General features: G+C 46.6%; 28 protein-coding genes. 15 read left to right on the top strand and 13 right to left on the bottom strand.

Going from position 1 to position 24,665, the window contains the following annotated elements; all coding sequences use genetic code 11:
- Window positions 1-46: 46 nt before the first annotated feature.
- The 7 genes from HMPREF9469_RS27695 to HMPREF9469_RS27665 all read right to left on the bottom strand — a co-directional run bounded on the left by HMPREF9469_RS27695 (window position 47) and on the right by HMPREF9469_RS27665 (window position 5,503).
- A complete protein-coding gene (locus HMPREF9469_RS27695; protein WP_007870309.1) occupies window positions 47-1,381 on the bottom strand; it encodes a virulence-associated E family protein in 1,335 nt (444 codons plus the stop codon).
- Complete coding sequence (locus HMPREF9469_RS27690; protein WP_007870307.1) at window positions 1,356-2,000, bottom strand: CHC2 zinc finger domain-containing protein; 645 nt, start codon at window positions 1,998-2,000, stop codon at window positions 1,356-1,358. Before HMPREF9469_RS27690 ends, HMPREF9469_RS27695 begins: the two co-directional genes overlap by 26 nt.
- A 76-nt stretch (window positions 2,001-2,076) precedes the next feature.
- Entirely contained in the window at window positions 2,077-3,675 is a 1,599-nt protein-coding gene (gene mobQ, locus HMPREF9469_RS27685) for a MobQ family relaxase (RefSeq protein WP_007870306.1), read from the bottom strand.
- 140 nt (window positions 3,676-3,815) lie between these two features.
- Entirely contained in the window at window positions 3,816-4,355 is a 540-nt protein-coding gene (locus tag HMPREF9469_RS27680; protein ID WP_007870304.1) for a GNAT family N-acetyltransferase, read from the bottom strand.
- Between the two features lie 342 nt (window positions 4,356-4,697).
- Window positions 4,698-4,985 carry a DUF3847 domain-containing protein gene (locus HMPREF9469_RS27675; RefSeq protein WP_007870302.1) on the bottom strand — a complete coding sequence of 96 codons (288 nt, stop codon included), beginning with the start codon at window positions 4,983-4,985 and terminating at the stop codon, window positions 4,698-4,700.
- On the bottom strand, window positions 4,978-5,316 hold the full coding sequence (locus HMPREF9469_RS27670) for a DeoR family transcriptional regulator (protein ID WP_007870300.1): 339 nt from the start codon (window positions 5,314-5,316) through the stop codon (window positions 4,978-4,980). Before HMPREF9469_RS27670 ends, HMPREF9469_RS27675 begins: the two co-directional genes overlap by 8 nt.
- Window positions 5,306-5,503 (bottom strand): hypothetical protein, encoded by a 198-nt coding sequence (locus tag HMPREF9469_RS27665; protein WP_007870297.1) that lies wholly within the window; start codon window positions 5,501-5,503, stop codon window positions 5,306-5,308. The genes HMPREF9469_RS27670 and HMPREF9469_RS27665 overlap by 11 nt, the downstream gene beginning before the upstream one ends.
- 528 nt (window positions 5,504-6,031) lie before the next feature.
- On the opposite strand from HMPREF9469_RS27665, the gene HMPREF9469_RS27660 reads away from it, so the two are divergent.
- Complete coding sequence (locus HMPREF9469_RS27660; protein WP_007870288.1) at window positions 6,032-6,841, top strand: helix-turn-helix domain-containing protein; 810 nt, start codon at window positions 6,032-6,034, stop codon at window positions 6,839-6,841.
- Between the two features lie 41 nt (window positions 6,842-6,882).
- Here the strand turns inward: HMPREF9469_RS27660 and HMPREF9469_RS27655 are convergent, their stop codons facing one another.
- Complete coding sequence (locus HMPREF9469_RS27655; RefSeq protein WP_007870286.1) at window positions 6,883-7,704, bottom strand: hypothetical protein; 822 nt, start codon at window positions 7,702-7,704, stop codon at window positions 6,883-6,885.
- Window positions 7,705-7,872: 168 nt separating this feature from the next.
- On the opposite strand from HMPREF9469_RS27655, the gene HMPREF9469_RS27650 reads away from it, so the two are divergent.
- A complete protein-coding gene (locus HMPREF9469_RS27650; RefSeq protein ID WP_007870285.1) occupies window positions 7,873-8,061 on the top strand; it encodes a hypothetical protein in 189 nt (62 codons plus the stop codon).
- A gap of 118 nt (window positions 8,062-8,179) precedes the next feature.
- Window positions 8,180-8,365 (top strand): hypothetical protein, encoded by a 186-nt coding sequence (locus HMPREF9469_RS27645; protein WP_007870284.1) that lies wholly within the window; start codon window positions 8,180-8,182, stop codon window positions 8,363-8,365.
- Window positions 8,366-8,778: 413 nt separating this feature from the next.
- Here HMPREF9469_RS27645 and HMPREF9469_RS27640 read toward each other — a convergent pair whose 3' ends face one another.
- A complete protein-coding gene (locus HMPREF9469_RS27640) occupies window positions 8,779-9,612 on the bottom strand; it encodes a S1 family peptidase (protein WP_007870281.1) in 834 nt (277 codons plus the stop codon).
- A 43-nt stretch (window positions 9,613-9,655) separates the two neighbouring features.
- Window positions 9,656-10,696: a PDDEXK nuclease domain-containing protein gene (locus HMPREF9469_RS27635; RefSeq protein ID WP_007870278.1), complete on the bottom strand. Its 1,041-nt coding sequence runs from the start codon at window positions 10,694-10,696 to the stop codon at window positions 9,656-9,658.
- A gap of 438 nt (window positions 10,697-11,134) precedes the next feature.
- Here HMPREF9469_RS27635 and HMPREF9469_RS34125 point away from each other — a divergent pair, with 438 nt between their 5' ends.
- The 5 genes from HMPREF9469_RS34125 (at window position 11,135) to HMPREF9469_RS27620 (ending at window position 14,530) form a co-directional block, all read left to right on the top strand.
- Complete coding sequence (locus tag HMPREF9469_RS34125; RefSeq protein WP_227126363.1) at window positions 11,135-11,212, top strand: putative holin-like toxin; 78 nt, start codon at window positions 11,135-11,137, stop codon at window positions 11,210-11,212.
- Window positions 11,213-11,511: 299 nt separating this feature from the next.
- Window positions 11,512-11,709, top strand: a complete 198-nt coding sequence (locus HMPREF9469_RS34120) for a putative holin-like toxin (RefSeq protein ID WP_082082632.1) — start codon at window positions 11,512-11,514, stop codon at window positions 11,707-11,709.
- Window positions 11,710-12,341: 632 nt separating this feature from the next.
- Window positions 12,342-13,319 (top strand): DNA polymerase III subunit delta, encoded by a 978-nt coding sequence (gene holA, locus HMPREF9469_RS27630; protein WP_007870275.1) that lies wholly within the window; start codon window positions 12,342-12,344, stop codon window positions 13,317-13,319.
- A gap of 20 nt (window positions 13,320-13,339) precedes the next feature.
- Window positions 13,340-13,912: a TIGR01440 family protein gene (locus tag HMPREF9469_RS27625; protein WP_007870273.1), complete on the top strand. Its 573-nt coding sequence runs from the start codon at window positions 13,340-13,342 to the stop codon at window positions 13,910-13,912.
- Window positions 13,913-13,945: 33 nt separating this feature from the next.
- Window positions 13,946-14,530, top strand: a complete 585-nt coding sequence (locus tag HMPREF9469_RS27620) for a cytidylate kinase-like family protein (RefSeq protein WP_007870270.1) — start codon at window positions 13,946-13,948, stop codon at window positions 14,528-14,530.
- A gap of 75 nt (window positions 14,531-14,605) precedes the next feature.
- Here the strand turns inward: HMPREF9469_RS27620 and HMPREF9469_RS27615 are convergent, their stop codons facing one another.
- From HMPREF9469_RS27615 to HMPREF9469_RS27605, 3 genes are read right to left on the bottom strand one after another with little or no spacing between them, the layout of a single operon-like run.
- On the bottom strand, window positions 14,606-15,361 hold the full coding sequence (locus tag HMPREF9469_RS27615) for a hypothetical protein (protein WP_007870267.1): 756 nt from the start codon (window positions 15,359-15,361) through the stop codon (window positions 14,606-14,608).
- Window positions 15,354-16,652: a glutathionylspermidine synthase family protein gene (locus HMPREF9469_RS27610; RefSeq protein ID WP_007870258.1), complete on the bottom strand. Its 1,299-nt coding sequence runs from the start codon at window positions 16,650-16,652 to the stop codon at window positions 15,354-15,356. The genes HMPREF9469_RS27615 and HMPREF9469_RS27610 overlap by 8 nt, the downstream gene beginning before the upstream one ends.
- Window positions 16,649-17,521: a hypothetical protein gene (locus HMPREF9469_RS27605; RefSeq protein ID WP_007870256.1), complete on the bottom strand. Its 873-nt coding sequence runs from the start codon at window positions 17,519-17,521 to the stop codon at window positions 16,649-16,651. The genes HMPREF9469_RS27610 and HMPREF9469_RS27605 overlap by 4 nt, the downstream gene beginning before the upstream one ends.
- A 220-nt stretch (window positions 17,522-17,741) precedes the next feature.
- On the opposite strand from HMPREF9469_RS27605, the gene HMPREF9469_RS27600 reads away from it, so the two are divergent.
- The 7 genes from HMPREF9469_RS27600 to HMPREF9469_RS27570 all read left to right on the top strand — a co-directional run bounded on the left by HMPREF9469_RS27600 (window position 17,742) and on the right by HMPREF9469_RS27570 (window position 24,580).
- Window positions 17,742-18,731 (top strand): LacI family DNA-binding transcriptional regulator, encoded by a 990-nt coding sequence (locus HMPREF9469_RS27600; protein WP_007870254.1) that lies wholly within the window; start codon window positions 17,742-17,744, stop codon window positions 18,729-18,731.
- 196 nt (window positions 18,732-18,927) lie between these two features.
- Entirely contained in the window at window positions 18,928-19,995 is a 1,068-nt protein-coding gene (locus HMPREF9469_RS27595) for an ABC transporter substrate-binding protein (RefSeq protein ID WP_007870251.1), read from the top strand.
- 1 nt (window position 19,996) lies between these two features.
- Window positions 19,997-20,782, top strand: a complete 786-nt coding sequence (locus HMPREF9469_RS27590; protein ID WP_007870248.1) for an ABC transporter permease — start codon at window positions 19,997-19,999, stop codon at window positions 20,780-20,782.
- Window positions 20,779-21,558 carry an ABC transporter permease gene (locus HMPREF9469_RS32690; RefSeq protein ID WP_007870238.1) on the top strand — a complete coding sequence of 260 codons (780 nt, stop codon included), beginning with the start codon at window positions 20,779-20,781 and terminating at the stop codon, window positions 21,556-21,558. Before HMPREF9469_RS27590 ends, HMPREF9469_RS32690 begins: the two co-directional genes overlap by 4 nt.
- Entirely contained in the window at window positions 21,559-22,317 is a 759-nt protein-coding gene (locus HMPREF9469_RS32685; RefSeq protein ID WP_007870235.1) for an ABC transporter ATP-binding protein, read from the top strand. It abuts the gene before it with no gap.
- A gap of 3 nt (window positions 22,318-22,320) precedes the next feature.
- Window positions 22,321-23,067: an ABC transporter ATP-binding protein gene (locus HMPREF9469_RS27575; protein WP_007870231.1), complete on the top strand. Its 747-nt coding sequence runs from the start codon at window positions 22,321-22,323 to the stop codon at window positions 23,065-23,067.
- 4 nt (window positions 23,068-23,071) lie between these two features.
- On the top strand, window positions 23,072-24,580 hold the full coding sequence (locus HMPREF9469_RS27570) for a sulfatase-like hydrolase/transferase (protein ID WP_007870220.1): 1,509 nt from the start codon (window positions 23,072-23,074) through the stop codon (window positions 24,578-24,580).
- Window positions 24,581-24,665 lie beyond the last annotated feature (85 nt).

Raw genomic sequence — 24,665 nt, 5'->3', positions numbered from 1 at the left:
GGCTTACAACGAAGTCCGCAACGGGTAGCGTAGACGGTGGCATTTTTCAAAAGGGAAGCTCCATCTGCTCCGGCACTGGTAGGAATCCGTCCGAAGTTTTTTCGCTTCCGTTGCCATTGTCCGTTGCCGGGGTGTCACGTTCCCAGCCCTTTTGTCTGCCATACTCGGCAAACATACGGGGATTGGAGAAATACCTCCACCCCGTGATACAGTGGTTCATAATGTCGTTGACCTCCCTGATTTCCCATTGTTTCGGTTCGTCAAAGGGGTGGTTCAGGGCTTCTTTATAAAGCTGTTTGGAGCAGACGGCTTCACCGGTAAAACGGTCAAGGTACGCCTGTATCATTCCGGCTTTTGTGTCCTCCGGCATAAACTCCCGCTGGTGTTCTTTAAGGTAACGCACCATTTTCGGGCTGAACGACAGCTTAAAGCCGCCGCTTCTGTAAATTGTCATGGCTTCCGCCCAGAGCTGCCCCATGTAGGCTCTGGAGGCTGCTTCATTCTCTAAAATGTGAACCTCGGCCTGTTCCGGGTAGACCATCACGGGGATAAAGCGCCGGTTGCCGGAGCGGTCAAGGGGAAGGAAGTCCAGTGCGTTTGAAGTGCCGCCAAACACACACTGGCGGGGACGGTCTGCCGGGTGGGTTTCATAGGGTATCTTGTAGACCTCCTTCTGGCGGCTTAGGAAAGACTTAATTTCCTCTATGCTCTTGGCGTTTGCGGTGGCAATCATTTCTGACATTTCAATAATCCAGTGGCCTTGCAGCTTACGGTACACGTTATCATCGTCCAGTTTCCGCAGATCGTCAGAGAACCACTCGTCCCGGACGGCCAGCAGCCGGAAGAAAGTAGACTTCCCGGCTCCCTGCCCGCCTACCAGACAGAGCATGATTTCAAATTTACAACCCGGCTGAAATGTTCGGTGAATGGCTCCCAACAGAAACAGCTTTAAGGATTCATATGTGTAATCATCTGCGGCGGCTCCTAAGAAATGGCGCAGGGCAAAACGGATTCGCTCTGTCCCGTCCCATGTCAGGCTGTTTAAGTAGTCCCGGACAGGGTGGTAGCTGTTCTCATCTGCGGCAAGGGCGGCGGCGTCCGCTATCTTTTTTTCGCTTGTCAGGCCGTAAGTTTCTTCCAGATAGAGCCGGATATATTTCATGTCCGTGTCAGTCATGGCGCTCCCGGCTCTGCGCCGGTGTCCGATAGGTTTTATGATGTCGGTGCGGTCGGTCAGCAGGTTACAGGCGATTGCCCCGGAGAGAAGCGGGTCTTTCTGGAACACGGTCAGGCAGTTCTTAATACTGTTGCGGACGCCGCCTTTCTCGGTGCTTTCCAGTAACGTCTTTACTTCTTCAACGCTCCGGGGCGGCTCGGCCATGTCTGCCGTTTCCTTCACGGCCTGCCTTATCTGTGGCGGCAAGCTCTGCCATTCTTCGTTCAAGGTTCCTCACTTCCTTTCCGTACTCGATGATAAGGGAAGCCCTCTCATGGAGGGTTCCAAAAAGAAGGGTGTCCAGCAGATATTCCACATGGCTCTCTTTCTGCAAGGCTTCCACAAATAAAGGGTTCCAGTCTTCGTTCGGCTGGCGGGGTGCGTACTGTGTTTTCCAGCGGCGCAGGAGATGGTAATAATCGGACAGCACTTTGAAACAGTGCCGTTCCAGCCGTTTAAACCGCTGTTCCTCAGTTTCCTGCCGGGGTTTATGGTCTATCCGGCGCTGTGTCCGCTTCCCGTCCTCGTAGGGAACGGAGAAGTCCTGCGCCAGCATGAGGGCGGCTTCCTTTGCCCCGATACCTTCCAGACGGGAGACAAAATCAATCACGTCCCCGTCCGCCTGACAGCCGAAACAGTGAAAGCGGCGGTCAACCTTCATGCTGGGGGTTTTGTCACTGTGGAACGGGCAGGCCGCCATGCCGTTTCTCCCCACCCGGATTCCGTAACGCTCTGCCGCCTGTCTTGTGGTGACAGACTGCTTGACTGCTTCAAATATATTCAAATGAAATCCTCCTGAAATATCTCTGAAAATGAAAAAGGCACCTGCCTGTGATTTTTCATCACATACAAATGCCTGTTTAAAGTTCCATATCCTGTTTTCTTTTAGGCTTGGCTGGCTGCCCCGCCGCTTCCTGATTCTTTTGTATCTGCTTTTCGTGGAGCTTCTTCACAATAGATTCCTTTTTCTGTGGCTCTACCAGCGTGGTACATCTGGCCGGTTTCTGCTTCTCCGGTGCCAGCACCTTGTTAATCCAGTATCGCACGTCCCGCAGAGTTTTTACATCTGCCTGAACTCCGGCAAGCGCCGCCTGACCTTTCTCATGTTCGGCTGCAAGCTGGCTTCGCTCTGCTTTCAAGGCTTTGGTGCTGTAAGGTTTCCCGTCCAGATGGATTTTCAAGTAACGGACGGCGGCGGAATAAGCGTCAAGTTCCGGCTTGTGACTGTCCTCAAATTTCTGTTTTTTTCCTTTCCAGAAAATTGCGGCGTATTCCTCCTGAACCGGCTTCCCGGCTTCATAGTTCCCGATATGGCGGAGCATGGTATCAATGGCTTTGATACGGTTTTCCTTTCCCTTCATATCCTGCCGGATTGCTGCCGCCTTTTGGCTGACCGCTTCCAGATGGGTGTCAAGGCTTTCTACGGTGGTGATTTCATGCTCCTTTAAAAAGTCCACGGCTTCCATGACCTTGTTGAAGTCAGTGACAGAGCCTTTCAGCCTTCCTTTCCCTGTCCAGCCGGTGCGTTCCTCCTGACGGAGTGACATATACCGGGATAGCAGCTCCGGTAAGGTCGGTTCCCGCATTTCTTCCAGCGCTTCAAGGACAGCCTGCTTTTTCTCTTTTAAGTCGGCAAGCCAGCCATGCAATCCCCGTATCATCTGCCGGATAGACTGCATAAGGCTGTTGGCGGCTTTAATGTCCCGGTTCAGGTTCCCGATGTTGGTCTGGATTCCCTGTTTCTCCATCTGGCTGACCGCTGGCCCCATGTGAACGGTGGGAATCTTGTCAATGCCCTGACGCTCATAGGAACGGAGGTCAAGACGCTCCGGTCGGCCTGCGGCTTCCAGATAGCGGTTTGCGGTGTCAGACCAGCCCTGCCGCCATAGTTCCGCCTTGCTCTGGTCGTTCCAGTCCACGGTGTCCTCCTTGTGGCTTTTCCACCTGCCGGACGGAAGCCGGATTCGTTCCCCTGCTTCGTCAAGGTCATAGACTTTCCGGCACTTGGGGAGCCATTTGCCAGTTTCGTCCATCGCCCGCATGGTCAGAAGGATATGGGCGTGAGGGTTTCCGTCCCCCTTGTCATGGATAGCAAAGTCGGCAATCATACCTTTAGAAACAAAAAACTCCCGGCAGTAGTCCCGGAGAAGGTCGGCATACTGCGACCGGGGAAGTTCCCTCGGTATGGCAAGCACAATCCTCCGGGCAAGCTGGGAGTTCCATTGTTTTTCAACCGCTTCGGCGGCGTTCCACAGTGTGTTGCGGTCGGCATATTCCGGTGGGGCGTGAGGGGGAAGCAGGATTTCTTTATGGACGATTTCGCTCTTATGGGAATAGTATTTCTGCTTCTGGTCGTACTTGGAAAACAGCCGGTCGCCGCTCTGGTAGGCAGCGGAAGCAACGGCGGACTGTCGGCTGCTTCGCTGTATGATTCTTACGTCAAAGTGCGGGCATGGCAAAGATGTGACCTCCTTTCTCCCGGTTCCGGGCATGGAAAAAGCAGGGAACCTTTCAAAGATTTCCTGCTTTTTCGTGCCGCTAGTGGGCGGCGGTTATTCGGTTTTTAATGAGCTATCAGCGTGGCAAACTGGGATTTTGCTTACATAAACTCTTCCCTCAGAATAGCATATTCCAGTTCATCTTCCCAATGACTATCGGCATTGCTTAAGTATTTTACTTTTTTGATGTAATGAGCCTCTCGTCTCAGTCCACACTTTTCCAGCACTTTCCACGAACCTATATTTTGCGGATGACAGAGTGCACACACACGATGAACCTTAAGAATCTTAAAACAATATTCAAGCAATGATTTTGTGATTTCTGTGGCATATCCTTTATTCCATTCCGATTGAATTAGTAGCCAGCCAATCATTGCTGTGTCGCTTTCATAATCCATGTGGATTCTTGCTCGTCCAATTTTTTTTGAGTCCGATTTACAAATTACAGCCATCTCATAATTAACCTGCGGTTTTTCATTCCAATCGGATGTTATTTTCTGCAAATGTGTCCGAATTTCTTCCTCCATTAAGTTCCCGCAAGGCATATATGTCATAATATCAGGGTTACCATATAGCAACGATACAATATCTAAATCTTTGATATCAAATGGTCGCATTATTAAACGTTGAGTTTCTATCACAATACTCTCTCCTTCAAATTTATCGCTGGATTCATTATACTTTGTTCTTTCAAATAAGTATAGCGGGATTTTGTAAAACTTGTTGACCGGGAACAGCTTGCAAGGCGAGGTGTTTCCGGGCGGCAAGTCCACAAAAGGGTAGCTGGCGTAAGCCAGCGCAGGGGAAGTGTAGCGTCCCCTGTGATGATTGGAGCGGCGTGGAAATCATCTGCTTTCCGCAGGAACCCCCCGGCAGGGCGCAACGCACCACTTCATGTGGTGTATAGTTGCGCCCTCTTTCAGAGGGGGAAGCCCCGGCTTGCCGCTATGAAAGCAATTATAGCCGTTTCCGACTTGGTTCTGTTACTCATTTTGTGGGGATTCTGCAAATACTTTTTCTATAAGCTGCCTGTTGTCGCTCCTGTGAAACAGCAGATTTAAAAGCTGGCTAACCTGTTCATCAGTTGCCGTGTCCGGGTTTGGCAGGTAGCTTTCCAGCATGGCACCTCTGGTACAGAGTCGGTGCGTCCGTTCCTTCCGGGTAAGCTGCTTTATCTGGTGCTGTAAGATTTTTTCCTCATGCTGTGCCCTCCGCAGTTTTGCTTCGCTTTTTTCAATCTCCCGGTTGAGTTTTTCCAGCTTCTCATTCATAGTCGGCTTCCTCCTTCGGAATCAGGATATAAAGATGGTTTGTTTCTCCAACACCCTGACGCACCCGCATAACCAGACCTGCGTTCTCCAATTCATTCAGGGCACGCTTGACGGTCATAGGGCTTCGGGAAAGCGCCGCCGACAGTTCCATGATAGGGAAGCAGATAAACAGGATTCCGTTAGCGTCCTCAATAGCTGCCGTCAGGATAGCGTCCAGCAGACAGGCGTACATAACTTTTGCGGTGCTGGTGACCGGGAGCCGCAGCATGGCTCCCGGCAACGGCATACAGGGCGGCAGGGGCGTGTCAATCGTCATAAATTCAGATTTCATTTAATTGGGGTTCCTCCTTCTTTTTTGCTCGTTTTGACAGATAACGGGGGCAGTCCACTACAACAGCCCGGAAACTCTGTTTGCAAGTATGCTGGCATTTCCGGCAAAGCCCGTTGTAGGCCATGCGCCCACGCTCATTGAGGAAGAAAGCAAGCTCCTTCTTCCGTTTCTTGCTCATTCTTGGCATGATGTCTCCTTAAAAATAAATCCACCCATTTCAGCCGTAACAGCGGGAAACAGGCGGACAGCGTTTCTTGTGTTGTATTTCGGGGCGATTTTCAAATAAAATGCGGCCTTGGGGCCGTCTTTACCTTCCCCTTAGTAGTGCAGGCAGGGCAGACTATACCCTGCCGGATTGTAGTGTTTCGGTATCGTTTTTGTGTCAGTTCTGCCGGGGTTCCCTGCTGTCGTTCCTGCCCCCGAATCTCACAGCGGCGTTTCGTTCCCGTTGGTACGCTCATTGCAGTCAGGATTCCTTTATCCTGCCGCAAGTCGTGGCGTTACATCACCGGGGAACATATCCCATACAGGCCGGTCATTCGATTGGAATAATCCATCGATGAACTGGCTTAATCATAGCCCATTTTTGAATCCTGTACCGTATAGCCACAAAGTAGGAAGGAAGCCCTGAAAATGAAAATTTCCACGATTGCGGAATGGTATGGTATAATGGCCTTGCGGTGCTGTTTCTGCCGCAGGGAAGGAGCGCAAGCCTATGAAATGTGGCATAACCATACAGGAGCGGCTAAAGGATTTAAGGACAGAGCGGCACTTAAAGCTGGGGGAGCTGGAAAAGCTGACCGGCATTTCAAGCTCTGCCCTAAGCAGCTATGAAAATAATGACTACAAGGAAATCAACCACGGCAACCTCATCACACTGGCAAAGTTTTATAGCGTGTCAACGGACTACCTCCTTTGCCTGACTGAAAACAGGAATCACCCAAACACAACCTTGTCGGAGCTGCATTTGAGTGATGAAATGATTGACTTATTAAAAAGCGGGCGCATGAACAACCGGCTGCTGTGTGAAATCGTTACCCACAAAGATTTTATATCGTTAATCACAGATGCCGAAATCTATGTGGACGGGATTGCCACCATGCGCTTTCAGGATTTAAACAACGTGTTGGAAGTGACACGGGCGGAGGTTCTGCACCAGTATCAGCCGGTGGAAGAAGATACCCCTTTGAAAGCATTACAGGCTTCCCAGATACAGGAAGATGATTATTTCTGTCATGTGACACATAAAACATGGGATTCCATTCTGCACAGTATTCGGAAGGCTCACAAGAACGATGTGGAGAGTGCGCCGGATTCCTCCAACTCGCTGAAACTGATTAAGGATATACAAAAGGCGCTGCGTGTCCCCGGTACATACCTTGACGTATTCTGCCATGTGATGTGTGACAGTCTGAAAATTAAGTACGATAAACTTTCCGAAAAAGAGCGCTCCGACTTAAAAAGGGTTTTACAAAAGTCTGAATTTTACAAGGATTCCCCGTTAGGTAATCGGAAACGGAGATAATAAAAGCCGCTGCATAGAGATTTTTCCATGCAGCGGCAGTTTTAATTAGGGATATATTCAATTTCTATTGTATAGTCCCCATTTTCATAATCAATCTGTAAATTGTAATCACCTATTTGTATCTCACCCTCTTCAACAGGGTAAACCCTTTTTTCCTTTATATCGCATATCACAATTTCCTCTACCAGACTACCCTTAACCGTCTCTATAATTTCCCTGATACAATCATCACAAAAATAACTTTTCATCTTATGAACACTGACAATACGCCGTTCCCGGTAGATTGTAGCTGTACCTGTTTTTTGGCTGGGACTTTTCATTATGTTAATACGGGTTCCGCTAATTTCATCATACCCGAATGTCATTTTTGTACTATTTTGTTTTTCGTATTCTTCCGGCCTGTCACCAGCTTCAAATATATCTAATCCATAGAGTTCTCCTGTATTCGGGAAGACCAGATATAAGCGTTCCGGATAACTTTGCCGTTCCAGACAACAGTTTTCTGTTGTATTGGGTATATATTGAATAGCCGTTTCTATATCTTTTCCATATTCGCTATATACTAAATCATGCCGGATCTCTTTAGCTATTTCATTATATTCATCATCTGTTGCCGTTGCCAGATAAAAAGCAACCATATTCATTACTTCCTCTACGTCCTCGCCATTTTCCCTATTGATACGAATATTATTGATTCCTGTAATAAATAGGCAGGCCGCTATAGTAATCATGCTTAGTAGAAATCCTCCATACCACAAAGAACGCTTGTCAGACTGACTAAGGTGAGTTTTGGAATCATCACCAACATCGTCCTCCCAATATTTCCACCATATTTCGTGAATCTTCTTCCATATTTTTATCATAACCAATACCACCCCTTCATTTAATATTTACTACGAGTTAAGAAATCAGAAAGTTTCATCTGACTATCTATTAAATATAAAGTGCTATCACTTAGCTGTCAAGTGACTGCATACTTTTCTTTGGAATTAAGGTAACATTTTCTTATATCCAAAATGGAGGGCAATGATATGGCTACTAACAAGCGTGTATTTACATTACGCCTATCAGAAGAGGTATTTAATAAAATTGGGACTTTGGCCACTGCTGAACGGCGTTCCATGACTAATTACATCGAATATGTTTTAATCAAGCATTTAAAGGAAGTCGAGCAAGAACATGGCGTAATTGATGTCAGACAGATAGATAAAGATATTTAAAGAAGTAATTTTTTTTTATTTTACAGGCAAAATGCTATCACTTACCTGTCTAGTGAATGTATAAAAAGTGGGCAATTTGGTTTACCATATGTTTGTACTCGAAATGGAGGATAAAACTATGGCAACTAACAAACGTGTTTTTACATTACGTCTGTCAGATGAAGTGTTTGATAAAATTGGTATTTTAGCAACTAATGAACATCGTTCTCTAACTAACTACATTGAATATGTATTGATTCACCATTTAGAGCAAATAGAAGAGGAACATGGTGAAATTCAACTGAAACAGACTGAAAAGGAATAGCTTTCCTAATTAGTAGAATAAGCAGTAAAACAGCCAGCCGCAACCGGCTGGCTTCTCTGTATTAAGGGTGTCATTTCAAGACTCTTTCAAAATGGTGTAGTAGTGGTGTAGTAAGCGCCTTTTAGTTTAGTAAAACCATTGATTTTACAGGCTTTTCCGGGACTTTTCAAGATGTTGCCGTGGCAAATGAATAAAATTTTTATCATATCTCTTATATCCCTTCATAAGCCTTCAACCCTTGATTTTATTGGCTTTCCGGCGTTTTTTTAATTTTTGTGTTTGCCTTAAACTCACGCAATTCTTTGTAAATCTACGCAAATTCACGGGCAAATGGTGTAGTAAATGATGTATTTTGGGACATCGAACAAGCATCGTCTTGACAAAATAAAATAGCCTCCATCTTGTTATTACTTTCACTTGAACAGTTTTTCTAATTCTAAAATTCTTTCAGCCTTAATAACAAATCCCAAATTATTAGGTATCCTAGAAATCGCAATATTTTTATCTACGGTTGGAATTTTGACAGTATGGATCTCTCCTTGAGCCACAGCTTGCGGACCAGCATATAAAATGCCTAATAACTTTATTCTGCTCACACCAGCATATGTATTACCGCGTTTATCCGTATACATTCCCTGATTAAAAATCATTACGGGAGAGCCACTTGATCCCGGAAAACATGCCGCATCAATCACAAATTCTTTTCTACCACAATAATCAAAAATTACATCTGTTGCTGTTATTCCTTTTCTAAAAATAGGTTTATTATTTCTAGAATCCCATATTCCATTAGGATATCCCACCATAACAATATCTTCTAATGCTGACATATCTTCTAATAACTTTTTATCTGGTAGTACACTTGCATCAAGCGTTAAATAGAACAATTCCTTTCCTTGGCTTTTTGCTAAATTAATCAGCGGGGCTATTGGCATGGCACATAAGTCTACATTTTTATCTGGATGCATCCTCCAGAATTTTTCAAATTCATCAACATACATTGAAAAATGATTACTATCATCTGGTAGTCCATTTACCTTTCTTAAACAAAAAATCAATCTTCCTTTGATTGATCCAGATACTACATGTTTATTTGTTATAACTACAGGAATATGCTCTCCTGTTTCCTTATTCTCAAGAAATCTAAAGAAAAATCCTGTTCCAGTACCGCTGGCACCATTTGCATACTGACATTCGATTCTTACAGTTATATACATTAATTGTTCTGACATTGATAAATTACCCATGACTTAATGCTCCTTCTTATATAAATTTGCTAATCTTATTCTTCTACTCTTCACTCTCCATCAACTTTTTCAATTCCTCTTTACTAGGCAACACCGTCAGATACTTACTTGCAAATATCTGGCTATTATCCTCCGGTAAAGTCATTTCAACCACCGCATCATTCTTATTTTTACATAACAGAATTCCTATTGTCGGGTTTTCATCTTCCAGTTTTACCTTACGGTCATAATAATTCACATACATCTGCATCTGTCCTATATCCTGATGCTTTAATCGACCAATCTTCAAATCAAAAAGAACAAAGCAACGCAACAGACGATTGAAGAATACCAAATCTACTCTATAATGCTCATCCTCAAATGTGAACCTTACCTGTCGCCCAACAAAAGTAAATCCTCGTCCCAATTCTAAGAGGAATTCCTGTAAATGATCTATTATTTTAGTTTCCAAATCCGTTTCAGAATATTTTGCAAGTTCCGGTAAACCTGTAAACTCCAATACATACGGGTCTTTCAATAAATCTTCCGGCTTTTCAATTATTTGTCCTTCTGTTGCCAGCCGCTCTATCCCCTCTTTATCCCGGCTTAATACCAGTCGTTCATATAAGGCACTGTCGTACTGTCTTTCCAGTTCCTTTATACCCCATCCGTTACGGGCTGCTTCAATTTCATAAAAATGCCGTTCGTCTATACTAGGAATACGCATAAGTAAAACATAATGCGAAAAACTTAGGAAAAATTTCCTTCCTTCTTTCGTTGCTGGCAAGTTTTCAAATTGGGTAGACACTTTCTGCCCAATCTGATCTTTGGAATATACTACATAGAATCTACGCATCAATTTTAGATTCTCCACAGAGAATCCTTTTCCTAAGTTCTCAGTCAAACGTTTTGACAATTCTTTAAGAATGGCTTTTCCATATTCAGCACGCTGTTCCCCGTTCTGTTCTTCTTCTACAATCATCCTCCCTACTTCATAGTAGGAATAGACCATTGAAATATTCAATGCCGTTTTTGCCTGTTTTCTAGCATTTTTAAGGACTTCCAATACTTTATCAAAAAAATTACTTGTCACAATATTTCCCATGTAATACCCTCCGGATTAAATTTGGCAGAAAGCGTCTACCCAATTTGTATCATAACAAAATGTCCCTCAAAATTCTACAATAATGAAAAACTCATCTCGCCTCCATTTTTCTTTGTCATATCAAGACTCTAACCCAAACCAAAATGGTGTAGTAGTGGTGTAGTAAGCGCCTTTCTTCTCCATGAAATCATTGATTTTACTGACTTTTCAAGATACTGCCGTGGCAGACGAAAAGTATCTTAATGTTATTATTAAATTGCTTAGCCATATATTATATCTCCGTTACTTTTTGATAGCTAAAGTCTACTATAAGTTCATGCTTTGAACAAGTATTTCTTTTTTATTCTTCTATTTACAGCCTGTTTCCCATCTTGTATAATTGGTACAGGCAGTTCCAACTGCTGAGTGACTTCCATCTCCGAAAGGGGGTGGTATAACATGAGTACATATGAGACACTTTCTTTGATGATTGCGTTTGGGGTACTTATCGTTATGATTATAGGTACAAAAAAATAGTCACCCGCCTACCAGAGCAAATGTGACTATTTTTTAGTTATTATACTTTGGAAGCCACTCACTGGAGTGAACTGCCTTTTTTGTACCTTAATTATAAGCCGATTTCAGCTCATCTGTCAATCATGATTTTTTAGTGCTTCTATTGCATTTTCTTTTCATATACATTCAACCCTATTGGAACGCCTCGGAGCATATTGCCGTGGCAAACGAAAAGGATATTGATAATGCCTTTGTTTTGGTTAGTCATTCTTGTATCTCCATTTAAATTTGATAGGTAAAGTTTACTATAAAATCAAAGAATGGACAAGGGCGAGATTTTTCTTAAAACACCCTTTACATCCGGTTTATCATTTAATATACTTTATGTAGGCAGTTCCTACTGCTGGGTGACTTCCATCTCCGAAAGGGGGTGGTATAGCATGAGTACATATGAGACACTTTCTTTAATGATTGCGTTTGGAGTACTTGTTGTTATGATTATAGGTACAAAAAAATAGTCACCCGCCTACCAAGCCTAGTGACTATTTTTAATTAGATTATAAACTTGGAAGCCACTCACTGGAGTGAACTGCCTTTTTTGTACCTTTATTATAAGCCATTTTCGGTTCGCCTGTCAATCATAATTTTTCAGTGTTTCTCTTGCATTTTTCCTTGCATATATTCAACTATTCAATCTTATTGGAAAGCCTCGGAGTATATTGCCGTGGCAAACGAAAAGGATATTGATGGTGCCTTTGTTTTGGTTAGTCATTCTTATATCTCCATCTAAATTTAATAGGTAAAGTTTACTATAAAATCAAAGAATGGACAAGGGAGAGATTTTTATTAAAACACCTTTTACATCCGGTTTACCATTTTATATACTTTATATAGGCAGTTCCTACTGCCGGGTGGCTTCCATCTCCGAAAGGGGGTGGTATGACATGAGCACATAAGAGACACTTTTGCTAATGATTGCGTTTGGATCCCTCCCGTCCCCTAACCCTGTTACATACTGGCAGATTCCATGCCCTGCAGTGTCCTGCCACTTTCCGTGCGGCCAGTCCTTAAGCTTTGTTTCCGGGTGCTTAGTGACAAAATTACCCGTCCATGTTATACTTAATACAGAATATGGAAGGACGACCCGCATATGCAGACATTGAACCAGGACATAAAGGATCATAGTTTTAAACCGGTGTATCTTTTGTTCGGCGAAGAAGCATTTTTAAAAAAGAGTTTTAAAAACCGTTTAAAGGATGCCATCACGGACGGGGATACCATGAATTATAACTATTATGAGGGAAAGGGCATGAATGTGAATGAGATCATCAGCCTTTCCGATACCATGCCGTTTTTTGCAGAAAAGCGTCTGATCCTCATGGAGGACAGCGGATTCTTCAAAGGCGGGCAGGGAGCTGAGGACGTGACTCAATATATGGAGCGGATCCCTGAAAGCACATGTCTCATTTTTGTGGAATCAGAAGTAGATAAGCGGAGCAAACTATATAAGGCAGTGAAAAAGCACGGCTATGCCGCTGAACTATCCCATCAGGATGCAGGACAGCTGGCAAGATGGGCAGCCGGTATTTTGTCTAAGAACGGAAAAAAGATCACTGGTCGGACCATGGAATTTTTCCTCAGTAAGACAGGGGATGACATGGAGAACATAAGTTCAGAACTGGAAAAGCTGATCAGCTATACGCTGGGCAGGGATGTGATCACGGATGAGGATGTGGAGATCATCTGCACAACCCAGGTGACTAACAAGATATTTGATATGATCACAGCCATAGCGGGCAGGCAGACCAGGAAGGCCATGGATCTGTACGAGGATCTGTTGACCCTGAAGGAGCCGCCTATGCGCATACTTTTTCTTATTGCAAGGCAGTTTAATCAGATCCTGCAGGTGAAGGAACTGATGGGGAAGGGTTTGGAGAAGGGCGCCATAGCGTCAAAGCTTAAACTGCAGCCCTTTGTGGCCGGGAAGATCATGATGCAGGCCAAGACATTTTCACGGGAACAGATCTTATCCTATGTGAACCTCTGCGTGGACGCGGAGGAAGGGGTAAAGACAGGTAAGCTTCAGGACAGGCTTGCCGTGGAGCTTTTAATAACAAATCAATATTAATATAAAAAGGAATGAAGGCGATGGATGTGATGGAATCAATTGAGTTGGAGGACATTAAGAATCAGGTAAAGCAGGTGCTGGGGGAACTTCTTGAGGTGGCTCGCTTAAAGCCAGGACAGATTCTGGTGGTGGGATGCTCATCCAGTGAGATAGACAGCTTTAAAATTGGCTCCCACTCTAACGGTGATATTGGAATGGCTGTTTTTTCAGCGTTGAATGAGGAACTTAAGCCCCTTGGAATATTCCTGGCAGCCCAGTGCTGTGAACACCTCAACCGTGCACTGATCCTGGAGGAGGAAGCAGCGGAGCACTACGGATATGAAACGGTGAACGTGGTGCCCCAGCTGAAGGCAGGCGGCTCCTTTGCGACAGCAGCATACGCGGTATTGGAGCATCCCGTGGCAGTGGAGCATATTAAGGCACATGCGGGGATTGATATAGGAGACACTCTTATTGGGATGCATTTGAGGGATGTGGCCGTGCCTGTGCGCATCCAGACAAAGGAGATCGGCAGTGCCCATGTAGTGTGTGCCAGGACCAGGCCTAAGTTTATTGGCGGTGTCAGGGCGCATTATGATGAGGAACATATGTAGCACCAACTAATAAAGCAGGAGGAGGTACTGTTTATGAACAGAGCAATTACGATCAGCCGCCAATATGGCAGCGGGGGACGTGAGCTGGGGGAAAAGCTGGCAATGAAGCTGGGGATTCCCTTCTATGACAAGGAATTGATCGCCATGATCGCCAAAGAGGGCAACATTGAACCATCTATATTGGAGGCAAATGATGAGGTGGAGCCGGATTTGGACAATTATTCCACCCGCCTTATTGAGCCGGAATACCAGATCGCCATGACCCAGCGCATTTATGCGGTACAGGAAACAGTCATTAAATCACTGGCGGAAAAGGGCTCCTGTGTAATCGTTGGACGCTGCGCTGACGCCATACTGCCACATGCTGTGAACATTTTCGTGTTTGCAGATATGGAGAGCAGGATCAAGAGGATCATGTCACTGAACCCGGAACTTTCCAGAGATGAGGCCAGAGGCGGAATCAATATTGTGGACAGAAGGCGTAAGGCTTACCACGAGTATTATTCCCCCATTGAATGGGGAAAGATGGAGGCATATGATATCTGCCTTAACAGCGGGCTGATCGGAGTGGACGGATGCCTGGATGCAGCTCTGGCATACATAAATCATGTTAAATAAAATGTTTAAGAATCCCGGATCATCTGCGATCCGGGATTCTTTTGCACATATGAAGTTCTGTTATGGCAGAGAATATCATCCAATGCCATAATGGCGGCCACCGGAGGTTTGCGTAGGTTCCGGAACCGTTCCGCCGAATCCGCCGGCTGCATTTCTGGTCAGACCCAGCGTGGCGAGAAAACGATACAGGAAACTTTCAAAATGGGAAGGCCGTACGACTGTCAGCTCTTTTGGCATATTGTTATCACCGACCTGATAGATCCGGATTCCGCTCTTCTGATAGCGCAGGAGTATATGGGCCAGATCATTTTGTATCTTATTGGCTCGGACATAGATGGAGCCGATACCGTGGGATGCCAGAAAATCAGCCGAGGGCGCATCCTGGGGGAAGACACACCAGCGGTTATCGTATCTGCCCGGCTGACGGGCAGGACCCTTCATCCTGGCTGCGTCCAAAAGAAACACGGGAGGAGCATCCTCACGGATACGCAGACCGCGGAGGTAATCCGCGCCTTGGTACAGGGCTTTTGCCACCGGTGTTACATCCACGGCCATGGTCCCTTCGCCTGCGCCGTAAACGCCGTTATAGAGCGGCACGGGACGGTAACCCATCCGTGCCAGGGCAAGCCCTTCCAGTACGCTTCTTTTTCCCGGCAGATCCACAAACAGAGCAGTTCTGCCGTCCGAATAGGGGGCCCATTTAACACCGGGGATGGTCAGTTCCTGGGGACTTCCATGCATAGCCTGGGAGAACAGCACCGGTTTGGCCCATTGGGTCCACAGGGCATTGTCCGGCGCCCAGATCCGGTATGTACTGTAATTGTCATTCATTGGTTCGATCCTCCTTTTCCACCAGAAGGGGAATGTCCTTTGCCCTGGCGTCAATGCGGGGATAGGAGCTGATGCGCCCATAGAAACCCGCTGCTTTTCCATCCACTGTAAACACTCCCACACAGAGATGGAAACTTTCTCCATCCTCTCCTGCAACCGGTTTGCTTTGAAACCGCTTTTGCATGACCCAGTCTTTGGGGTGCCGGCGCACATCCCTTTGGATCTGCCGGTATTCTTTTGGCGTCAATGCCTCCCGGATGGAGATACCTTCCCCCACACGGCCCAGAGCCGGCTTATAGATCCAGTCGTCCCCCGGGTCCCCGGACCCGGGAATGCGGATTTCAGGAGCACGGGTTTCAGGAAGCAACGACTTCCAGGCGGGCAGCTTAATCCCCAGTTCATCCCATATAAGAGGCAGCCGCTTGGACTGGGCAAAAATAGCGATGGGATGATTGCAGGACGGTGTCTGAGTACGGTAATAACCGCTCCAGTCCGTCCCTCTGGAAAGATTGGGAAGCCATTCCAGCGGATAGAAGCGTACTATCCCGCCCACAGGTCCTTCCTTACCCTGAATCAGACTCATGGCACGATCCTCCTTCCAGACCAGATGGTCGGGAGCGGCATATAGGGAGCGGTATCCATTTTGTTCAAAATAATCTCCTAAAAACTGCATGACCTGACGGTCATCCGCGTAGGAGGTGGCATGGACAAAGGCAATCCTTGCTCCTGGCTGGGTCCTTTTTTGAAATGCCTCCAGCAGACTGTGGGCCACATGACCGCGGGGTTCATGTCGGGGAAAATACTGCTGTGCGATCCGCGGAAGCACAGACGCTTCCGCTAATCCTCCAGGAACATCGCTGTTGACTTCTGACACCGACCAGCCCTCAGTGGTGGGATGAAAGTCAAAACGCATCAGCCGTATATGTTTTTCCCGGGAATAGTTGTCTATTTTGGGAATAGCCTTTTTTATTTTTGAGGGAAATCCCAGTTTTTTCACTAAATCGGTCCGGCCAGCCATGGCCTGCTCCATCGCCATGGTCTCTGCGGACAGCTGTTCCGCCCAATGTTCCAGCCGGCCGGCCGTATGCTTGTCAAGTAGGACCACATGTTCGGCTACTGTGTTGTGGTCTTCCACCTGAGGATCCCATTTGTATGCCCGGAAAATTGCCTCGTAGCGGTAATCCGAATACTGCTCCGAAGGGATACGGGCCAACACCGCTCCGCGCACAGGAATGCCCGCCCCGTTCACAGGAATGCCCGCCCCGCGCACAGGAACACCCGCCCCGCTCACAGGAACACCCGGCCGGATACACGTTCAGATATCCGGTGAAAAAATAAAAGCACAATTGATGCATAAGACAGGTAAACACATCCCAATAGAATGGACGGAAGCAGATCCACCCGCGGGCCGTCATCCACAAGGGAATGGGAAGGCTGTATGTAAAACCATTCTGCCAGAAGAAAAAACAGCATGAGGGGGAGGACCGGCCATCCAATGGTGAATTCCAGGAGCGTAGCTTGGACGGAGGTCCAGTCTCCTCCGGACGCATAGGCCAGTATCATGCTGCTGGCGGTCAGATACGCCCCGAAACGGATGCCGCTTCCCATATCACGGTCCACGCTGACACGCTCAGATATACGGACTGAGACATTAATCAGCAGTGCCAGTCCAAGCCAGGCCACTAACCCCAGACCTGCAGCAAACAGAACAACCCACCAGCCGGGGCCATCACCTGTGTTGGCTCCCGCATAGATAAGGGTTATGCCCACAAATCCTCCGGCTGCCGGGAAGACCGCCGCCTTGTTATCCAGGTAGACCGCATCAAAGGGCCAGGACAGATCCAGGCACTCCAGCATATAAACTCCGCCTCTGAGCCACGCATACCCCATTACAATATAAAACACAACCCAAATTCCAACCACATCATAGGAGGCCATGGTAAGAAGAACAAAGAGAATGATCACAAAGGAGATTGGGGGCAGACAGCCCAAAATCCAGCGTCCCGTCTTCCCGCGTTCAGGCGGCCAGGACTCCACCAGAGGTATATACCACTTATATAAAAACCTGCACATAACGTATACACAGCCAAAAAACAAAAATACCTCTGTTTCATACCAATAGGATGCGGCTGCGGCAATCCCAAAGACCAGTATATCCATAACAGAACCTCCTGATAAATGTGATGCAATAATAGCCCATGTCTATAGAAATAACTGTAATAATATTACACTAGATTGCTGCGGACTGCAATAAGATGTGGATATAATTAACAAAGCAATATTTTTTAATAAAATATACTCCATGTATTGACACGAGTCAACACTTGGGCTATACTGTGCTTATAATAAACGGAACAAAAGCATGGGATGGGAGAATAGGATGGCATCAAGAAAAGACGTGGCAAGAGAGGCCGGAGTATCGGCGGCAAGCGTCTCTTATTATATTAATAACAATGGGTATGTCAGTGCGGAGGCCAGAAAGCGCATCCAGGAGGCTATAGAAAAGCTGAATTACAGTCCGAACCAGATTGCACGAAGCTTAAAGATCAAAGACAGCAAGCAGTTTGTGTTTCTGTGTAATGAGATACGAAATCCTTTCTATGCACAGCTGGTTTATCGCGCAACCAATGCTGCCTATGAAAAGGGATACTTTATCTTATTCAGCAATGTAATTGATGATGATGAGTATTTAAAACGGATCTGCAGTTATCAGATCAGCGGTCTGTTTGCATCCAACAATAAAATTAAGAAAGAGAATCTGGAGGCAATTGTAAAGCAGGGGATTCCGGTTGTGGTTTTGCGTGATGTGGCGTGGAGTGATCTGGACCAGCGTATTATGCAGATTAAGATTGATTACAGCAATATTTTTCATGAAATTGCAGTCCATTTGGAAAAGGGCGGCTATAGGAATGTCCACTACATATCAGGTGCAAAATCAGGAAAACCTGATGAGGTGGATGAAAAGACCAGAAACTACCGGAATGCGGTGGGCAGGGAGCGAAGCGGAGACATAACCTATAATATTACAGACACGAAAGAAGCGTTCCAGTTCGTGGCAGATACCTATTCCAAGGAGGATTGCCCTGACGCCTTTGTGTGTTCCAATGACGCGGTTGCCATTGGTGTTGTGAAAGGCGTTACACAGCTGGGGCTTCGCATCCCGGAGGATGTGGGAGTGGTTGGATTTGATAATACATTTCAATCACGCTTTTGTGTCCCTGGATTGACATCGGCGGAGATTTCCGCAGAGAAGATTGGTGATATAGCCATATCCATGTTAATCGAAAAGTCAAAAGGACAGAAAGTTGAGGATTATCAGATCGTCCCGAAGCTGATTATTCGGGAGTCCAGCAGCAGGAATGATTTATGAGGGAAATGCCGGGAAAGAAAGGAGGGGATTTGATGTGTGCTGCTCTATGGACAGAGATGGGAACATCTGTGGCAGTGAAATAAAAAAGAGCAGCATTGTGCCCGGTATTGACTCGTGTCAACAAAACATGGGGTTATAGATAGAGCAAAAATAAAAATGAAAAACTTTTTTAATTACTTATGTATAGGAGGGAATCATGATAAGACGTATTTTGAAGAAAACAGCAGCAGTTGCAGTGGTATCAATGATGGTTTGTTCCATGTTTACAGGATGCGGCAAAAATGGGGAGACAAAAGATACGGGGGTGAAAACCGTTCGGGCAGGAGCGATGCCTTACTATTTGAGCGTGCCGTTACAGGTTATCAAGGATGAGAAGCTGGATCAGAAATACGGGTATCAGCTTGAAATTATCGACTTCCCGTCAGGGGGACCCATGGCGGAGGCGTTGGGCGCAGGAGAGTGGGACATTGGCCCCATCGGTGCAGGAGGAATGATCGCAATTCCCAATTACAACGCCAAGCTGATCGCTGATGTGGAGTATGAGATGGATGGAGCCTGGATATTTGCACGTCCGGACAGCGAGATCGCAAAGGCAGGAAAGAACCTGACCGACTATCCGGAGTTGATAGGGAGTGCGGATTCCATAGGCGGTGCTACCATACTGGGAACCGTGGGAAATATATCACATTACATGGCCATTGATTATGTATCTAAATACGGCTTGAGCATAGATGATGTAAATTTCCTAAATATGGAAACCAGTAATGTCTATACTGCCTTTGTTTCCGGACAGGGAGATCTGGCATGTATGGGATCACCCTCTGCAGGGCTGAAGCTTATGGAGGAAGGATATGTTCTGGTTGGCGGATTAAGGCAGCAGGGGAATCCGCAGCAGGATTCCATACTGGTAAGCGAGGATTTCTATAAAGACAATTACGATACCTGTGTGAATTTTATGGCATCCTGGCTGGAAGCAGCAGCCAAGTTAAACTCGGATCAGGAGTATGAGGAGACAATGGTTACAAAGTTTTATACAGAGCATGGGCGCAGTGATTTCTCTGAAAAGGATGTCAAGGATGAGTGCGGATGGAATACATACATGGATGCATCCAATATCAAGGACAAAGAAACCGGCGCATGGATGCAGGGACTGATCCAGTGTTATGTTGAGGCAGGGGCAATGGAAGAAAATGTGCTGGACGCCCTGAAGCAGAACACGACCGCAGATGTTGTTGAGGATGCATTAAAAAAGCTGGAGAAGTAGGATGAGAGAGAAAAATACTAAATGGAAATATTATGTAATATCGGGTGTGTCCATTCTCGTCTTTTTGCTGGTATGGTATCTGATTTCAGATGTTTTTCATGTATTCCGCCACAATATGCTGCCAGGGCCGGGCAAAATCGTCCAGTCATTTTTTGTAAAGCTGACCTCTAAGGTTCCGGATGGCAATACCCTTTTGGGGCATATAAAGGCCAGCCTGATCGTAGTGGTGATCGGCTACCTGATCGGGGTGGCGGCCGGACTGCCCACAGGGATTTTTATGGCATGGTATAAGCCGGTGGACTATGTGGTCAGGCCCATCTTTGATTTTTTAAGGACCATCCCCGGGGTTGCGTGGATCCCTGTGGTTACGGTCTGGCTGGGGATTGGATTAAAGGCAAAGGCGGCAATTATATTTGTCAATGTGTTTGTGGGAACTGTGGTCAATGTTTACTCTGGAATCAAGCAGACAAACGAAGTCCATATATGGGTGGCCCAGATCTTTGGAGCGGGAAAAAGTGAAATTCTGTGGAAGGTTGCCATACCATCTGCACTGCCCTATATTTTTACCGGATTGAAAGTTTCCCTGAGCATGGCATGGCTGGGAATTGTGGCAGCTGAGCTTCTGGCATCCCAGAGCGGACTTGGTTATATGATCCAAGTGGCGAGAAGCCTGGGCAGACCTGACCTTGTAATTGTGGGAATGCTGACCATCGGCCTGATCGGTGCGCTTCTCACAGTTGCTTTGGAGCTGTTGGAAAAGATATTGGTTAAAGGTAAAAAGCGATGAAGAATAGAGAAAGTGTTCAAAAATTAGTCTGGGGCACAGGAAGCCTGGCCGCCCTGTTTGGTCTGTGGTATGTCCTATCATGTACAGCGTCCTTTGGCAGGCTGATGCCAAGCCCTGTGGAAGTGATACAGTTCATCGGTCAGGGCCTGGTGACTCCCATTGGGAGGCAGGCATTGGGACAGCATATCCTTTGGAGCCTGTCAAGGGTTATGGTAGGATATGTGGCAGCGGCTGTCTGCGGAATCCTGCTTGGTTTCTGTGCTTCCTGGTTTAAAGTGGGGGAGGCTGTTATCAAGCCGTTCTACCTCTTACTGCGCTCCATTCCTTCGATTGCATGGATTCCCCTGGCGATCCTTTGGCTGGGGATCGGGGAGAGATCCAAGTACTTTATTATTTTTATCACAGCAGTGATGATCATTATGACAAACGTCATGGATGGCGTAAAAGCTGTAGACCCGGACCTTTTGGGTGCTGCAAGGATGCTGGGCACAAAAGAGAATCAGCTGTTTATCCATATTGTCCTTCCCAGCGCGGTTCCCCAGATCTTTAATGGGCTCCAGGTCGCACTGGGGTCCGCATGGGCAGCCGTGCTGGCAGCGGAGATGGTGCGCTCCTCCGAGGGGGTGGGGTGGATCATCCTGGCCGGACAGAGTTCCATGAACATGGTGCAGATATTTGCCGGTATTGTGGTGATTGGTCTGATCGGCCTGTTTCTGGCCTCTGTCATGCGTTTTGCCGAGTCTAAGCTATGTGCCTGGAATGTGAGGGGGAAGTAGATGGGAACGCTTATAGAAGTGAAGAATCTAACAAAAACATTCCATCAGACCAAGGAGGGAGAGGGAAACCAGGTCCTGAAGGATGTGAACTTCAGTGTGGATGAAAACGAATTTGTTGTAGTCTTTGGGCCGGGGCAATGTGGGAAGACCACACTGCTGAATATTATAGCAGGTTTAGAGGAAGCTTCCTCGGGGGAGGTATACATCCGGGGAAAAAAGGCCGAAAAACCGGGACCGGACCGTGCCATGGTATTTCAGAACATCCTGTTGTTTCCCTGGCTGACCGTGATGGGAAATGTGGAATACAGCATGAAGGTGCGCGGTGCGGATAAAAAGGAACGGCGGGCAGAAGCGCAGAAATATATCGATCTGGTAGGGTTGCATGGATTTGAGACCGTATACCCGGTCAGAATATCAGGCGGGATGAAACAACGTGTGGGGATCGCCAGGGCATACTGTACCAAACCGGATGTGATGCTGATGGATGAACCTTTTGGCGCCCTTGATGCACAGACCAGATATTTGATGCAGGATGAGGTAATACGGATCAGGAATACGGAAAAGCGGACTGTGATCTTTGTTACAAATAATATTGAAGAGGCTCTGTATCTGGCGGACCGGATCATTGTAATGACAACCTGTCCTTCTACTGTATTGGCAGATATAAGAATCCAGCTGCCAAGGCCCAGAAATTATGTGGACCCTGAGTTTTTAAAGCTGAGAAAAGAGATCAGCGCAATGGTAAACAGGAAGAGGTAGGATATGGGGAAAGAAAATATAAAGGTGCAGGCTAGGAACCTGACCAAATGTTTTGGCGACCTGAAAGTATTGGACCATATATCGTTCGATGTCAGGCAAGGGGAATTCTTGTGTATTGTAGGGCCGACTGGATGCGGAAAGACCACGTTCCTAAACTGCCTGACTAAAATTTATGATATAACGGACGGAGAGATTCTGGTAGATGGAGCGCCTATTGATTGCAGGAAGAACAACATTTCTTATATTTTACAGGAAAGCTCGGCTATGGAATGGCTTACGGTTGAGGAGAATATCCGGTTTGGCCTGCAGATCAAACGGGTGCCGCAAACGCTTTTGAAGGAGCGGGTGGAAGAAATGCTGGAAATAGTAGGACTTACGGAATACCGGCATTACTATCCAAGACAGCTGTCCATCAGCATGCTCCAGCGCACGGTTATTGCCCGGGCATTTGCGACTTATCCGGAACTGCTGTTGATGGATGAGCCCTATGGGCAGCTGGACCTGGACCTGCGCTTTAAGCTGGAAGATGAATTGCTGAAGCTTTGGCAGAAAACAAAAACAACTGTAATTTTTATTACCCATAATGTGGAGGAAGCGGTTTATCTGGGGGAACGCATCATGGTTCTCACCAATAAGCCAACCGGGGTCAAGCAGATTTTGGACTGTCATCTGGAGAGGCCAAGAGATGTGGCAGACCGGGAATTTGTAAAAATCCGAAATGAAGTAACAGATTTAATACGTTGGTGGTGAAAAAGTGAAAGAAAGACCAAATATCATTGTATTTATGACGGATCAGCAGAATGCGGATACCATAAAGAAAGAACATCAGGCCATAACACCGAATATAGAGGCATTTTGCGAAAAGGCAGTGGTGTTTGAGGAGGCATTTTGTGTGTCGCCCCATTGCTGTCCCTCAAGAGCTTCCTTTTTTTCCGGGTTATATCCCTCACAACATGGGGTTTGGAATAATGTAGAGATTGACAATGCCTTATCCCGCGGACTATATGATGGGGTAGAACTGTTTCCGGAGGTGCTGTGCAGGGCCGGATACCGTACTTATTTTTCGGGGAAATGGCATGTCAGCGCCTATGAGGGCCCCAAGGACCGGGGCTTTGAACATGTTTTAAATGAGTATGTTTCCAATTACGGAAGGTTCCGGCCGGAAAACAGACCAAGAAGCAATGACTGGGAGCGTGTTTACCAATCAGTACAAAACATTGATCTGTCAGGAAAAAAAGAGGGTTTTGGACAGATCAGCCGGGAGGGGTATCCCATATATTATCAATTTGGAGAAGACCAGGACCCCTTTGGGGACCGGATCACGGTGCAAAAGGCTTGTGATGTCATACGCGACTATGACAAAGCCGATCCCTTTTTCATGTACGTGGGAGTTACAGGACCCCATGATCCCTATTGTCCGCCAAAGGAGTACATCCAACTGTATGAGGGAGTTGATATGAAACTCCCGGAAAGCTTTGACGATCCCATGGAGGATAAGCCGGCGCTCTATCGAAGGACGCGCCGGCGGTTTGATCTGACCCTGGAGGAAGAAAAGGAAAGTATGCGCCGGTATCTTGCATTTGTCAGCTTTGAGGATGCCATGTTCGGCCGTTTGCTCCAGGCAGTGGAGGAAAAAGGAATTTTTCAGGATACGTATATCATATATCTGACTGACCATGGGGATTATCTGGGAGCCCACGGATTGTGGGCAAAAGGCCTCCCATGTTTCAGGGAAGCATACCACATCTGCGCAGCGATCGGAGGCGGAGGCATGTTGGGCCATAAAAGCGTGAAGGAGCTGGTATCCATTACAGATTTCGCCCCCACCATCCTGGAACTGGCAGGCGTGAAGGAGGCGCTTCCAACAGCAGGCCGGTCGCTGTGCCCCTTCCTGAACGAGGAAATCCCCGGGGAGTGGAGGAGAGAGATCTACACCCAGACAAACGGAAACGAACTATACGGGATACAGCGGGCTGTGTGGGATCAGAAATGGAAATATGTATTTAACGGATTTGACGAGGATGAACTGTATGATCTGGAGCAGGATCCATGGGAACTGCATAATGTGATCAATGAGAAAGAGCATCAGGGCATTGTAAAGAGCATGTGCAGGAAAATGTGGCAGTTTGCCAGAACCACGAAGGACGCCTGTACATGTCCCTATATTATGGTAAGCCTGGCCCCATACGGACCGGGAATCATCTGGGAAGACGGCGAACCAAAAGCGGAAAAGAGCCGTGAAAGGCAGGTGCAGGAAAAATAGCGCCCAAAAGACAGAACTAAAACAAGCCGAACAAAGAAAAACATAACCAAGAAAATCTGGATCCAGAAAACAGGACCGGCTCCCC

Source organism: [Clostridium] citroniae WAL-17108, assembly GCF_000233455.1.
In the GTDB taxonomy this organism is placed as follows: Bacteria; Bacillota; Clostridia; order Lachnospirales; family Lachnospiraceae; genus Enterocloster; species Enterocloster citroniae.
This window is presented reverse-complemented; position numbering and strand designations above follow the sequence as displayed.